At 37.4% G+C, this 14,811-nt stretch carries 14 protein-coding genes; 9 read left to right on the forward strand and 5 right to left on the reverse strand.

The window, feature by feature from the left end; genetic code table 11:
• Positions 1-85 precede the first annotated feature (85 nt).
• Entirely contained in the window at positions 86-754 is a 669-nt protein-coding gene (locus JK139_RS10395; protein ID WP_074418613.1) for a DUF2461 domain-containing protein, read from the forward strand.
• On the opposite strand, the gene JK139_RS10400 is transcribed toward JK139_RS10395, so the two are convergent.
• Positions 751-2,253: an NAD(P)H-hydrate dehydratase gene (locus JK139_RS10400; protein ID WP_218331237.1), complete on the reverse strand. Its 1,503-nt coding sequence runs from the start codon at positions 2,251-2,253 to the stop codon at positions 751-753. The genes JK139_RS10395 and JK139_RS10400 overlap by 4 nt on opposite strands.
• 82 nt (positions 2,254-2,335) lie before the next feature.
• Positions 2,336-3,325, reverse strand: coding sequence for an aspartate-semialdehyde dehydrogenase (locus JK139_RS10405; RefSeq protein WP_074420930.1), 990 nt, complete (start codon positions 3,323-3,325; stop codon positions 2,336-2,338).
• Between the two features lie 269 nt (positions 3,326-3,594).
• Between JK139_RS10405 and JK139_RS10410 the strand changes: the two genes are divergently transcribed.
• From JK139_RS10410 to JK139_RS10430, 5 genes are all read left to right on the forward strand, one after another.
• Entirely contained in the window at positions 3,595-4,644 is a 1,050-nt protein-coding gene (locus tag JK139_RS10410) for a 3-oxoacyl-ACP synthase III family protein (protein WP_074420929.1), read from the forward strand.
• Positions 4,645-4,698: 54 nt separating this feature from the next.
• A complete protein-coding gene (locus JK139_RS10415) occupies positions 4,699-5,610 on the forward strand; it encodes a diacylglycerol/lipid kinase family protein (protein ID WP_218331238.1) in 912 nt (303 codons plus the stop codon).
• 146 nt (positions 5,611-5,756) lie between these two features.
• Positions 5,757-6,212, forward strand: a complete 456-nt coding sequence (locus tag JK139_RS10420; RefSeq protein WP_074420927.1) for a universal stress protein — start codon at positions 5,757-5,759, stop codon at positions 6,210-6,212.
• Between the two features lie 19 nt (positions 6,213-6,231).
• Positions 6,232-6,477: a cation-transporting P-type ATPase gene (locus JK139_RS10425; protein ID WP_218331239.1), complete on the forward strand. Its 246-nt coding sequence runs from the start codon at positions 6,232-6,234 to the stop codon at positions 6,475-6,477.
• Positions 6,478-6,483: 6 nt separating this feature from the next.
• Positions 6,484-8,616 carry an HAD-IC family P-type ATPase gene (locus JK139_RS10430; protein ID WP_218331240.1) on the forward strand — a complete coding sequence of 711 codons (2,133 nt, stop codon included), beginning with the start codon at positions 6,484-6,486 and terminating at the stop codon, positions 8,614-8,616.
• Between the two features lie 3 nt (positions 8,617-8,619).
• Here JK139_RS10430 and JK139_RS10435 read toward each other — a convergent pair whose 3' ends face one another.
• On the reverse strand, positions 8,620-9,825 hold the full coding sequence (locus JK139_RS10435; protein ID WP_218331241.1) for a glycoside hydrolase family 27 protein: 1,206 nt from the start codon (positions 9,823-9,825) through the stop codon (positions 8,620-8,622).
• 30 nt (positions 9,826-9,855) lie between these two features.
• A complete protein-coding gene (gene mgrA, locus JK139_RS10440; protein WP_218331242.1) occupies positions 9,856-10,854 on the reverse strand; it encodes an L-glyceraldehyde 3-phosphate reductase in 999 nt (332 codons plus the stop codon).
• A gap of 242 nt (positions 10,855-11,096) precedes the next feature.
• On the opposite strand from mgrA, the gene JK139_RS10445 reads away from it, so the two are divergent.
• The 3 genes from JK139_RS10445 to JK139_RS10455 all read left to right on the forward strand — a co-directional run bounded on the left by JK139_RS10445 (position 11,097) and on the right by JK139_RS10455 (position 13,761).
• Complete coding sequence (locus JK139_RS10445; protein WP_218331243.1) at positions 11,097-12,227, forward strand: redoxin family protein; 1,131 nt, start codon at positions 11,097-11,099, stop codon at positions 12,225-12,227.
• A gap of 62 nt (positions 12,228-12,289) precedes the next feature.
• Positions 12,290-13,291: a Gfo/Idh/MocA family protein gene (locus JK139_RS10450; protein WP_218331244.1), complete on the forward strand. Its 1,002-nt coding sequence runs from the start codon at positions 12,290-12,292 to the stop codon at positions 13,289-13,291.
• Between the two features lie 101 nt (positions 13,292-13,392).
• Positions 13,393-13,761, forward strand: a complete 369-nt coding sequence (locus JK139_RS10455; RefSeq protein WP_081299136.1) for a hypothetical protein — start codon at positions 13,393-13,395, stop codon at positions 13,759-13,761.
• Positions 13,762-13,810: 49 nt separating this feature from the next.
• On the opposite strand, the gene JK139_RS10460 is transcribed toward JK139_RS10455, so the two are convergent.
• Entirely contained in the window at positions 13,811-14,734 is a 924-nt protein-coding gene (locus JK139_RS10460; protein ID WP_074420568.1) for a LysR family transcriptional regulator, read from the reverse strand.
• Positions 14,735-14,811: the final 77 nt, after the last annotated feature.

Consider the following 14,811-nt stretch of genomic DNA (forward strand, 5'->3'; position numbering starts at 1 on the left):
TTTGAATTGATAAAATATTTTATTCAATACTTTGTTTTGTTAACGGAATTCCATTTGCGTTTCTTGTTAACATTTTTATTTGTATATGTTACAACTATCTACCCTCCGTTTTCTGCAACACTTGGCAAAGCACAATAACAAAGAGTGGTTCAATGAAAACAGAGTAAAATACGATGCGGCACGAGCCGATTTTATTGCATTCACAACACAAATACTATCCGGTTTTTCAAAGGTGGAACCCGATTTATTACCGCTGCATTCCAAAGATTGTATTTTTCGCATCAATCGCGATGTGCGTTTCAGTACCAATAAAAGTCCTTATAAAACCAATATGGGCGCTGCATTTAGCAAGGGTGGCAAAAAATCAATCCTGGCAGGCTATTATTTTCATTTGGAACCGGGAAAAAGTTTTGTAGGTGGCGGTCTTTGGATGCCGGCAAAGGAAGTGATCCAAAAAGTACGGCAGGAAATTGATTATTGTTGGGATGAATGGAGAAATATCATTAAAGCAAAACCTTTTCAACAGCAGTACGGCGATTTAAGCAGAGAAGAAGGCATGTTTTTACAGCGTGAACCCAAAGGTTATGATAAAGAAAATCCGGCTATTACTTATTTAAAACTGAAAAGCTGGATTGCCACAAAACCCTTATTGGATGAGGATTTAACCAATAAAGTCCTGCTTCAAAAAGTTATCCGGGCTTTTGAAGCACTGCAACCGGTTATTCATTTTTTAAATCGTGCTATTGAAGGTTAATGATTAAAAAAGTCAGTCGGTTTGCAATAAGAAAATGCTTTGCCTAAATTTTCAATTACATCGGTTGCCAGTAAACTTTCTTCTGATTGGATTTCTAATGCCAGATCAGCTGCCAATCCATGTAAATACACACCTAATTGTGCAGCTGTTTGCGGCGCATAACCCTGTGCCAGTAAAGCTGTAATAATGCCGGTTAAAACATCGCCGGAACCGCCCTTGGCTAATCCAACGTTGCCACTGGTATTAAAACTACCCTTTCCCTGATGTGCTACTAATGTATAATGACCTTTTAAAACCACTGTAATGGCAAGGGCAGCAGATAATTGCACTGCTTTTTCAATTCTTTCAAATTCATTAGCCGATGTACCAAATACCCGGTCAAATTCTTTAGGATGTGGTGTAAGAATGGTTCCGGCCGGTAATTGTTGCAACCAATCTTTATGTTGTGCTATAATGTTGAGGGCATCTGCATCAATAACCATAGGTTGATCATAATGCGCTATTAGCTGTTGAAGCAGTAATACTGATGCATCATTCACATCCAATCCGGGGCCAATACCTACAGATGTATAAGGGGTAAAATCATTCAAGCCGGCTTCTCTCATTAATAGCATTGCCTCAGGATAGCGAATATTTAATGTAGCAGCAGCTTGAGCAGGCACCTGAGTGGTAACCAATCCACATCCGCTTCGCAAGGCAGCACCCGTTGCCATGAGTGCAGCACCCATTTTTTCTGTACTGCCTGCAATGAGTAATGCATGTCCAAATGCGCCTTTATGTGCAAACGGATTTCTAACGGAAATGCATTGTTGTATGCCATCCAATTCAATCATTGAAAATGTAGTATCCAATTTTTGTAGAAATTGGGGGTGTAGCCCAATATCCAAAATATGTACTTTCCCAAAATAGGGCGCATTTTCGGCTGCCAAAAAACACAATTTATAGCATTGAAAAGAAAGGGTATGTCGGGCACTTACAACGGTACCCCCATTTACACTACTATCAATAAACATACCTGTAGGAACATCGATGGATATTATTATTGAATGAGCTTTATTGATATGCTGTACAATTATTGCATATAAGCCACTTAGTGGTTTATTCAGTCCTGCACCGAGTAATGCATCAATAATCACTGCATTTTCAGGAATAATTGGTAATAAAGCTTCTGTAGAAATATATTGAACAGCCAGACCTAATATATGCAGCCGGTGTAAATTTTCCTGAAAATTATCGGTACCTGGCCTGCCAAATTCCAAAATATAAACGGATGGTATAATGCCGGCCTCAAATAATTGGCGGGCAATGGCTAATCCATCGCCTCCATTATTGCCTTTGCCGCAAAAAATAAAAACAGGTTGTTGTATAAAATTTTGCTGTAATAGCCATTTGGTGCAGGCTAATGCTGCCCGTTCCATTAAATGGATAGATGCAATGGGTTCGTGTTGCATGGTAAATGCATCCCATTGTTGCAGTTGTGCAGCCGATAATAACTTCATACCCTAAATTTATTCAAAAAAATTACACCTTCCCGCCAGTTTAAAACTTTAAGGAAGGTGTAAAAAGATAAAATCCATAATACTACAGCAAATGATTATCCATTAAGTATTCGGCAATTTGAACGGCATTGGTAGCAGCACCTTTGCGCAGGTTATCGCTCACTACCCACATATTCAAAGTTTTGGGCTGTGTTTCATCTCTGCGAATACGGCCAACAAAAACTTCATCTTTTTCATGCGCCCAAAGCGGCATGGGGTATAATTGTGCAGCATCATCCTGTTGTACAATTACTCCGGGTGCTTTGCTCAACAAGTTTATTACTTCCGCTACATCAAATTCTTTTTCAAATTCAATATTTACACTTTCGCTATGCCCGCCCACTACCGGAATACGAACGGTGGTTGCCGTTACGCGAATACTGTTATCCTGCATAATTTTTTTGGTTTCATTCACCATTTTCATTTCTTCTTTGGTGTAACCATTGTCTAAAAACACATCAATTTGAGGAATTACATTTAAGTCGATGGGGTATTTATAAGCCATTTCTCCCTGAATACCTTTTCTTTCATTCATTAACTGGTCAACCGCTTTTTTGCCTGTGCCGGTAACACTTTGGTATGTACTTACCACAATACGTTGTATGGTATAGGCTTTGTGAAGGGGTTGCAAAGCAACTACCATTTGAATGGTAGAACAATTTGGATTTGCAATAATAAAATCATCTTTGGTTAACACGTTGGCATTTACTTCAGGCACTACTAATTTTTTAGAAGGATCCATGCGCCAGGCACTGGAATTATCAATTACCTTAATGCCTGCTGCTGCAAATTTGGGTGCCCATTCTAAAGAAGTACCACCGCCTGCAGAAAAGATAGCAACTGCCGGTTTGGCTGCAATGCCCTGCTCCATACCAACTACAGTATGTGGGTTCCCTTTAAAAATAACTTGTTTGCCAACAGATTTTTCAGAGGCAACGGGAATTAATTCAGTAACGGGGAAGTTTCTTTCTTCCAAAACTTGTAACATTTTTGAGCCTACTAAACCGGTAGCTCCAACTACGGCTACTTTCATTGTTTGTTTTTTTTGTGAATAAATGATGTTTGCTTGCTTTACGCTCTGTGTTATGTTTATTGAATGAAGTGTATAACAATAAAAAAACCTTCCGTTGAAGGGAAGGTTTTAATTTATGTTGCCTATACACAAACAAAGTACCTTCCCGCTAAACAGGTTTTTTGGTACGTTTGGTATAGATTACTTTATTCATTGCGGGTGCGAAAATAGACTCAAAATTCATTCCGTCAAAATTATTTTGCTTTACCTTCACTTCTAAATTGAGAATTATGATACGATCTGCAATTGCTGGTATTGGCATGTATGCTCCTGAACAAGTAATAACGAACAATGATTTGCTGCAATACATGGATACCAGTGATGCCTGGATACAGGAAAGAACAGGAATAAAAGAGCGTAGATATGCACACCGTACCAATGAAACCACAACTACAATGGGTGTAGAAGCCGCTAAAATAGCCATTGAGCGTTCCGGAATTACGCCTCAGGACATTGATTTTATCGTTTTTGCCACCCTTTCACCCGATTATTATTTTCCCGGTTGCGGTGTTTTATTGCAACGTGCTTTAAAAATGAAAGAAGTGGGTGCTTTGGATGTCAGAAATCAATGCAGTGGATTTGTGTATGCATTAAGTGTAGCAGACCAGTTTATAAAGACCGGCATGTATAAAAATATATTGGTGGTAGGTTCTGAAAAACACAGCTTTGGTTTAGATTTTAGCACCCGTGGTCGTAATGTAAGTGTTATTTTTGGTGATGGTGCCGGTGCCGTGGTGCTGCAGCCAAGTGAAGATACAAATCGTGGAATTTTAAGTACACACTTGCATAGTGATGGTGAATCGGCTGAAATTTTAGCCATGTATAATCCCGGAACCCATGCCAACTATTGGGGCACTAAAAATTATGCAACCTTTAATGATGCACCCATTGCAGATATGTTTATGAGTCATGCTATGATAGACAATGCAGAGAATTTTCCGTTCATGGATGGCCCCGCCGTTTTTAAAAAAGCAGTGGTAAAATTTCCGGAAGTAATTAAAGAGGCCTTGCAGGCCAATGATTATCAGCCGGCCGATTTGGATATGTTAATCCCCCATCAGGCCAATTTACGCATAGCGCAGTTTGTACAACAGCAATTGGGATTACCCGATGAAAAAGTATACAATAATATTCAGCATTATGGCAACACAACAGCGGCATCTATACCCATAGCCCTTTGCGAAGCTTGGGAGCAAGGCAAAATAAAAACAGGTAATCTTGTTTGTTTGGCTGCTTTTGGCAGCGGATTTACCTGGGCAAGTGCATTACTAAAATGGTAATGCTTGCTTCGATTTCATTCCATTTGTATTCTCTATTTTCTAATTGTTGCAAACATGGCCCGTAAAATTATTTATTTAGTGAATCCCATTTCAGGTGCCACTAAGAAAGACGCCCTTATTCAGTTAATTGAATCTGAAACAAGTGCCCGAAATATTCCTTTTGAAATTTTACCAACTTCGCCCATTGCTAATTATGATATAGTAAAAGATAAAATTGAAAACGAAGGTATTACCGATGTAATTATTTCCGGGGGCGATGGTACCGTTAATCAGGTTACCCAGGCTTTGCGCCATTACAAAGTTCATTTTGGCATTATACCCGTAGGTTCAGGTAACGGATTAGCCTTTGCGGCAAATATTCCTAAAAAACCAAAAGCTGCATTAAAAGTTATTTTTGATGGTAAAGCACAACCTGTTGACGCGTTTACTTTAAATCATTATTACTCTTGTATGCTTAGCGGACTAGGTTTTGATGCCCAGGTGGCACATCGTTTTGCTATGAACTCAAAGCGCGGATTATTTACTTATACAAAAGAAAGCCTCATCAATTTTTTTAAAGCACAGCCTTTTCAATTTGAAGTTCAACTAAACGATTTTTCATTTTATACCGATGCCTTTGCAATTACAATTGCCAATAGTAATCAGTTTGGCAATAATTTAACTATTGCACCAGCCGCTAGCTTAAACGACGGACTTTTAGATATTGTAATTATTCAAAAAATGAATAAAGCCAAAATACCTTTTGCTTTACTTAAACAAATAAAAGGTAATAACCGTTTGCAAGAATTGGTAAATGAAATTACGCATAAAAACGTTATTTACTTTCAAGCACCTGCCATTACCATTCGTAATTTAAAGCATGCCCCCATGCACATAGACGGAGAGCCGGTTGATAGTAGCGATATCATAGAAGTTAAAATGATTCAGAATGCGTTTCATTTGCTACAACCAAATGTGTTAAACTAATTTTTTATACATTTTTAGCCTTTAAATTTTGGTGTATATCCGTTTAAATTTATATCTTACAAATTTGTTTAAAAAATACATTCAAGGCATTGAAAATGAACAAATAAAAGCATTTTCCCTTTTCTTTCAAATTTAAAAATTACAACATGAAAAAAGTATTAATTGCCCTCGATTACAATCCTTCTGCACAGTTAATTGCCGAAAAAGGATATCAGTTAGCCAAAGCTATGCAGGCTGATGTTTGTTTAATACATGTGGTGGCAGACGCAGGCTATTATGCAGTAGACTATTCACCCATTATGGGTTTTGGTGGTTTTAATACTGCTAACACTATTGAGTTGGTGGAAGAATTAAAAAAACAGGCCGGTGAATTTTTATCTTCCGCAGTTAAACATCTGGGCGATGATAAAGTAAAAACATTTATTCTTGAAGGCAACACGGCAGACGCTATTTTATCATATGCAGATGAATATAATGCGGATATTATTGTAATAGGCTCGCATAGCCATAGTGGGTTAGATACTTTGCTATTAGGTAATGTACCGGCTAAAATTTTGAAACATACTAAAAAACCATTATTCATAGTGCCTACCGGTCAATAGTTTATTAATGTTTTAGTATATGAACCCTATAACCCTGCCGGAACAATTGAAAGTTTTTGGCACCAATGTACATACCGGGCTTACCGATGAGCAGGTGTATGCCTTACAAAAAAAATTTGGCGCCAATGAGGTGGTAGAGAAAAAAACACCTGTTCTCTTGCTTTTTTTGCGCCATTTCTGGGGTCTAACAGCTTGGATGTTAGAAATAACAATAATTGTTTCTTTCTTATTGCATAAAAAATTTGACGGATGGCTTATTGCATGACTATTATTGTTTAATGGAATAGTTGGTTTTTGGCAGGAGTTAAGGGCCGCAAAAACGGTAGCATCATTAAAAGCGAAACTAACTGTAACGGTTAGGGTTTTACGAAATGGTAAATGGCTAAATCTTCCCTCTCATGCGGTTGTTCCTGGTGATGTACTAAGAATAAGAACCGGCGACTTTTTGATAGCCGATATGCAAGTTATGGAGGGAGATATTCAGGTAGATAAATCTGCTTTAACCGGCGAATCTGCCTTAATTAAGGCAGGCATAAACGATGTAATTTTTTCAGGTTCTATTGTAAAAAATGGTGAGTGTACAGCCTTAGTAATTGCTACGGCTGCTAATACTGTCTTTGGTAAAACTGCCGGTTTAATTATGACTGCGAAACACAAGATGCACATGGAAGAAATTGTGACAAAAGTGGTGCAGATTTTATTTTCTATAGTAGTAGTTGTGTTGGGTATAACAGTAGTTGATGCATTGATGGGCGGTGCGCCTTTTTTAAATACGCTTCCTCTCATTTTAATATTGCTTGTATCAGCAGTACCTATTGGTTTACCTGCCATGTTTACTATTAGTATGGCTAAAGCATCGCAGGAGTTATCTGATAAAGGATTACTTGTTAGTCGTTTAAGTGCTACAGAAGATGCAGCTACATTAACAACGCTATGTATTGATAAAACAGGAACCATTACAGAAAACAAACTTTCTTTACAAGAATTAAAATCTGCTAATGGTTTTACTGAAAATGACGTTTTATTATTCGGCACATTAGCCTCAGTAGCCGCTAATAATGATGCCATTGATGAGGCTTTTTTTGCAAAAATGAAATCTACCGGTATTAGTACAGTGGAATATCAACAAAAATCTTTCACGCCATTTTCAGCTGCAGCTAAAAGAACAGAAGCCACCATTACCCATAATAATGATGTTTTTAAGGTAATGAAAGGGGCTTATGTTACCATCCAATCCTTATGTACAACTATAAACGTTGAATTAGATGCAACAGTTAATTCGTGGGCAATCAAAGGTTTTAAAACACTTGCAGTAGCCATTCAAAAAAACAATACTACCCAATTAGTGGGTATTGCAGCTTTATATGATCCTCCTCGACCAGATTCTGCTGAAATGTTGGCTGCTATTAAAGAACTGGGGGTAACTGTAAAAATGCTTACGGGTGATGCTTTGCCGGTTGCCAAAGAAATTGCTTTGCAGGCAGGAGTAGGAAATAGGATTATAGCTATTAATGAAGTACGGGAAACATTACAGCAGTCAGGTACCGTTATTAAAAAATATGATGGCTTTGCCGAGGTTTTACCGGAAGATAAATACAATATTGTAAAAATATTGCAGCAGGAAAAACAAATAACAGGAATGACTGGCGATGGTGTAAATGATGCGCCGGCTTTAAAACAAGCTGAGGTAGGTATTGCGGTGAGCAGTGCCACAGATGTTGCAAAACAGGCTGCTAGTGTTATTTTGTTGCAGGCAGGCTTAAAGCAAATAGTTGATTTAATTAGAGTAGGCAGAATAACACACGTTCGCATTACCAATTATACGGTTAATAAAATAGCTAAAACATTGCAAACTATTTTGTTTGTTTGTGTGGCCTACCTCATTACTAATACTTTTGTTGTTGGCCCCATTGATATGGTATTAATGTTATTTTTAATTGATTTTGTAGTGCTGGCATTGGCAACTGATAAAGTTAAATGGAGCAAATCGCCTGCCAACTGGAATATAAAACCTATGGTTTTGAAAGGTTTTGTTTTAGGTATATTATTGTTTGTAGAGTGTTTGGTATGGTTCTTATGGGCATCCCATCATTTTAAAATTACACAGCCGGAAATGTTACACACACTTGGCTTTGCAACATTGTTTTATTCAGGTATTTGTGCGGTACTAACCGTACGTACCAATAGCTGGTTTTATCGAGAACCTATTAGTAACACTTTATTGTGGGTAATTATTGCAGATATGTTTTTGGTACTGATACTGCTGCCTGTTGGATTTACAGGTTTTGCAGTATTACCAATAATACCTGCAGTATGTACCTTATTGTATTTCTTGTTTTGCAATTTGGTAATTAATGATGCTATAAAAGTATGGCTGTTACATCGTTTGCGGGTATCTGTATAATGTTTATTCTTTTTTCAATTGTAACAATATTACATCATGCCCATTAATAGTTGTTTTAAAACTGTGCCGGGTATTTCCTTCTACCCGTTTTTCCCAAATGTTAAATATTTGGTACGTGTTTTTTGTTGCATCTAATATTGCTTTTGAAAGTGAATCATACATTGGTTTTTCTTCCCAGTTCATTTCAACAGATACAGGTTTTGTGCTTCTATTCAAAAAACAAACAGCCCAATTGCCATTTTCAAGCGGTTTTAACCAGGTTTCTACGCTGTCTTTTTCTGCATAAGAAAAACCTTCAATGCCTAATTTATCCTGATCAACAGCAATGGCATCTTTGTTAATCAAAATATTTTTTGTTGCGTTACTCATTTTTCTTAAATCGTTACCGGCAATTAATGGTGCAGCCAGCATGCACCACATAGAGAAATGCGCCCTGTTTTCAGCTTCGGTTAAACCATTGCCTACTTCCAGCATATCGGGGTCATTCCAGTGTCCCGGGCCGGCGTATTTACGCAGGCCTTTTTGTAAGTCAATAATTTTTAAAACACCAAGCGCATGCCAGGTGCCCATATCTTTGGTTCCTGCAAATACATTTGAAATATCGCCGGTAGTGCGCCATAGGTGGCCCACATTTTCTGCCCACTCCCAGGGCTTATTTTGTCCCCATTCGCACATGCTGAAAACAATGGGTCTTCCGGTTGCAGCCAATGCTTTACTCATGGTGGTATATGCTTCTTTTGCATTAATACCTTCGGTATTGCACCAGTCAAATTTTAAGTAATCCACCTCATGCGCTGCATAATAGCGGGCATCCTGGTATTCATAGCCCCTGGTTCCCGGGTATCCGGCACAGGTTTTAGTTCCTGCACAGTTGTATAAACCAAATTTTAATCCTTTCGAGTGCACATAATCGGCAACTGCTTTCATGCCATGAGGAAATTTTTTTGGATCGGCTATCAGATTGCCATTCTTATCGCGTTGCATAGCCATCCAGCCATCATCTAATACCAAGTATTCATAGCCTGCATCTTTCATGCCACTGGATACCATCACATCGGCAATATCTTTTACCAACTGTTCATTAATGTTGGTTTGAAATGTATTCCAGCTGTTCCAGCCCATAGGCGGGGTTAATGCAAGACCCTGAACTTTTTGTGCATGCACCTGTAATGAACAGATGATTAGCAAAAACAAAGTAATTTTTTTCATATTGTTTTTTTTCATGGTTGACTGTTATTTTTATGCAGACAGAATGGATGCAATATTTTGTAATTCTTCCTGTGAAAAAGTATAATTGTTCAATGCCATTAATGAGTCGGTTAATTGTTCTGCTTTACTAACGCCAATGAGTACCGATGTAATGCGTTTATCTTTTAAAACCCAGGCCAATGCCATTTGTGCCAGCGATTGATTGCGTTTACCTGCTATTGCATTCAACGCATTCAGTTTTTGAATGAGTTGGGGCGTAATTACATTTTCTTCAATAGCGCCATTACCTCTATGGCTGGCTGCACGGCTGTCGACAGGTATTCCATTTAAATATTTATTGGTTAAAACACCTTGTGCCAATGGTGAAAATGCAATACAACCCACACCATTTTTTTCTAAAACATCTAATAAACCATCTTCTACCCATCTATCTAACATTGAGTAGCGTGGTTGATGTATTAAACAATGTGTACCTATTTGTTGCAATAGTTGAAATGCTTTTTCGGCTTCGGCAGGCGGGTAGCTGGATATACCAACGTATAGGGCTTTACCTTGCTGAACCATTAAGTGTAAGGCTGCCATGGTTTCTTCTAAAGGTGTATTTGGGTCGGGGCGGTGATGATAAAAAATATCTACATAATCCAATCCCATTCTCTTTAAACTTTGGTCTAAACTGGCCGTTAAATATTTTTTTGAACCATAATCGCCATAAGGGCCATCCCACATTTTCCAACCTGCTTTTGTACTGATAATGAGTTCGTCCCGATAGGGTAAAAAATCTTCTTTAAAAATTTTACCAAAATTACTTTCAGCCGAACCCGGTGGTGGCCCATAATTATTTGCTAAATCAAAATGGGTAATGCCTTTATCAAAGGCTAAGCGTAAAATAGCACGGGCATTGGCCTGTGAGTCAATATCTCCAAAGTTGTGCCATAAACCTAAAGAAAGGGCGGGTAATAATAAACCACTGTTGCCGCATCTGCGGTATTCCATGGCTTCATAGCGATGAAGGCTTGCTTGATAATGCATTTTGTTTTGTTTAAATGGTGCAATAAAGTTGGTAAATAGCGTACTTATTTGTGTATGGTAGCTGAACTTCAGGTTTTAGAAGATACTAAGTTAAAATAGTACAGGCATAAGATAAACTTGTTTAAAAATAATTGATGTTCATCAAATTGTTTTGGTTATTCAGAATACTGTTTGTCTTTACCTTTTTTCTAAGTACCTTTTGAACCTGAAATTGCAGTTCTTTTTATTTAAAAAATTGCCATATGTTAAAGTACCTGATTCCTGTTTTTATATTGGTTTCGATTGCTGAAATTAGTTTTGCTGACAATTTATTTTTGAATGAACATCCTACATTAGCCATTGGTGCGGCCGCCCCCGATTTTAATTTGCCAGCTACAGATGGTAAACACTATACTTTGGCATCATTCAATGATGCTAAAATTTTAGTGATAGTATTTACCTGCAATCATTGCCCTACTGCACAGGCCTATGAAGACAGAATTATTGCATTAACCAATACCTACAAAAATAAAGGTGTTGCCGTGGTTGCCATTATGCCAAATGATCCAAAATCGATTCGTTTAGATGAGTTAGGGTATACTGATCTTAGTGATTCGTTTGATGAAATGAAAATAAGGGCTTCCGAAAAACATTTTAATTTTCCCTATTTATATGATGGTGATAATCAGGAAGTATCAAAAAAATACGGCCCCATCGCTACGCCGCATGTGTTTATTTTTGATGCAGGAAGAAAATTGCGTTATTCAGGTAGGATTGATGATGTTGAAAAGCCGGGCAAAACCCCACACCATACTGATGCTGCCAATGCCATTGATGCACTTTTGCAAAACAAACCCGTTCCCGTTACTACTACCAAAGTATTTGGTTGTTCAATTAAATGGGCCGAAAAAAGTAATTGGATAACCCTGGCACAACAACAATGGGCGGCAGAACCGGTAACATTACATCCAATTAGCACCGATAGTATTCAGTATTTATTACAAAATCATTCAGATAAATTACGACTAATTAATGTGTGGGCTACCTGGTGTGGCCCGTGCGTAACTGAATTTCCGCAGTTTATTACCATTAATAGAATGTATAGGGGCCGTGATTTTGAGTTTATTTCCATTAGTGCAGATGATCCTGCCAAACAGATGAAGGTATTGGAGTTTTTAAAATCACAGCAGGCTTCCTCCCGTAATTATATTTTTAATAGTGATGACAAATATAAATTAATTGAAGCTATTGATCCAAACTGGCAAGGCGCTCTGCCTTATACCATTTTGGTAGAACCGGGCGGAAAAATTGTTTATGCTAAAGAAGGAGCCATTAATCCTGCTTTGATGAAAAAAACAATAGTAGATAATCCCTACATCGGGCGGTATTATTAAAAATAAAATGGTAACACCCTAACCATAAAGCGTTACTACATTTAATGGGAAAAAATAAAAACATGAAAAAAACAATTCGATGGGGAATTATTGGTTGCGGAAAAATTGCCGCAAAGTTTGCAAGCGATTTAAAATTAGTAGATGATGCAGTATTGTACGCAGTTGCAGCACGATCTTATGATGCAGCCGCTGCATTTGCTGCTACGCATCAGGCATCAAAAGCTTATGATAATTATACAGCATTGGTACAAGATGAATCGGTAGATGTAATTTATATTGCTACGCCCCATAGCTTCCATTATGAACATACCATGTTGTGTATTGCACATGGTAAAGCAGTTTTATGTGAAAAGCCATTTGCCATTAATACTTTGCAGGCCACGGAAATGATAAATTTTGCAAGAAAACAAAAAGTATTTTTAATGGAAGCCTTATGGACCAAATTTCTTCCGCATTATCAACAACTCATCCAGATGATTCAGGAAGGAAAATTAGGCGTATTACAATCGGTCTTAATCAATTTTGGGTTTAAACCACAGGCTCCCGTTTCGCCTCGTTTGTTCGACCCTGAACTAGGTGGTGGAACCCTAATGGATATTGGTATTTATAATGTTTTTATGGCATTAAGTATATTGGGTAAGCCTCAGCAAATTCAGGCTGTAATGGTGCCTCATGCTGCAACGGGTGTAGATGAGCAATGTGCAGTTTTGTTTACCTATCCCAATGGTGCAATGGCACAATTGTTCTCTTCATTTGTAACAACATTACCTACCGAGGCAGAAATTGCAGGAACCGCCGGTAGTATTCGTTTAACATCCAGATTTTATGAGCCTTCGGCAACCATTCAATACTATCATTTCACTATTCGTGAAACAACTGAAATTCTGGTGCCAAAAGAATCCGGTTTCGGGTATCAATACGAAGCACGGCATGTAAACCAATGCCTGCAGAAGGGTTTAACAGAGAGCCCGGTTATGGCACATGCTGACACTTTGTTATTGATGGAAACGCTTGATGCCATTCGTAAAACAGCAGGCATACGCTATCCGGAAGACGCTTATTAGTAACAAAGTAGTAACCATAAAAAATTGTTGGTGAAATAATTCGAAATGTCTTTTTTAATTGATAATTTGTAAACAATTATTGTTTCACCAAAAAATCTTGTATGAAAAAATTAATGATGGGTCTGTTAATGGTTATAGCAACCCTAATGGCTGTACCTACAGCAACAACTGCTCAAACTGTTGCCAAAAAAACCATAGAAGCAAAAAAAGAAGCTACTACTAAAAAAACAAAAACAGCTACAGCTGCAGCAAAACAACAAACTGCAGCAGCACCTGCTACTAACACACCAGCAAAGCTTATGGCTAAGCCGGCTAAAAGTTATTCAAAACCTGCACCGTCAACCGCAGCAGCCGGTAACGACAAAGTAATTGGTAAAGATGATAAAGGAAGAACCATTTATGAAGGGAAACGTGGCGGCCATTATTATATCAATTCAAATGGCAATAAAACGTACATTAAAAAAAATTAATCTAATTTTCACTGCTTCATCTGTTTACAAAAGAAAGATGAAGTAGTGATTAATATTGTTCATACCAATTGAAATATTTTTCAATAATCTGATCTTTTTCACGGGCAATATAGCTTAACAATGCTTTTCCAATTGCGGAATGTTTTTTTCCTTTCAGCCAAATTAACTGCCAGTTTGTAATAATTGGGAAATGTTGTAGTGGAACAATTTGAAGACTTCCATTCAATAACTCATTTTTTATACCAATTAATGGCATAATAGAACTGCCTAATCCTGCTAAAACTGCCTGCTTTACTGCTTCATTCGATGTTAGCTCTAATTTTTGTTTCACTTTTAGTTGTTGTTTTTCAAAAAATAATTCCATGGTTAAACGGGTACCGCTGCCTTGTTCTCTGAAAATGAGGGGCATTTTTTCCAATATAGATATATTGTGTTTTTTTTGTTTGAAGTTTTGTGCAGTATTGTTTACAAGGTATAATTTGTTTTGAAGTAATTGGATGTTTTCAATGGCCATATTTTCCGGCAATACAGAAACCATTGCAAAATCAATGGCATTATTTTCTAAACTTTCCAATACTTTGGCTTTGTTGGTAACATCTAATGAAAGTTCAATTTCAGGATGCTGTTGCATAAATCCATCTAAAAAATAAGGCATTACATAAATGCCGGTAGATACAACGGCAATTTTAAGTTTGCCACTCAACAAGCCTTTATATGAAAGTGTTTTGTAATTAATGGCATACACTTCTTCTAAAATATTATTGGCTGCTGCTGCAATTTCTTTTCCAAAATCAGTCACAAATAATTTCCTGCCAATAATTTCAGTTAAGGGTAATTCAAACTGATCCTGAAAATTTTTTAATTGAATGGAAACTGCCGGCTGGGTTAAATTTAATTCTTCAGCAGCTTTTGTTATACTCTTTGTTTTTGCAATAATTGAAAACACCATGAGTTGATGTAAAGTGTAATTCATAAATATTATTTATGTATTTCATTATAAAGATAAATAAAACACAATGAAAAGCTACCAATACTTTTGCGCCGTTAAAT

The organism is Hydrotalea lipotrueae (assembly GCF_019249625.1).
Classification (GTDB): domain Bacteria; phylum Bacteroidota; class Bacteroidia; order Chitinophagales; family Chitinophagaceae; genus Hydrotalea; species Hydrotalea flava.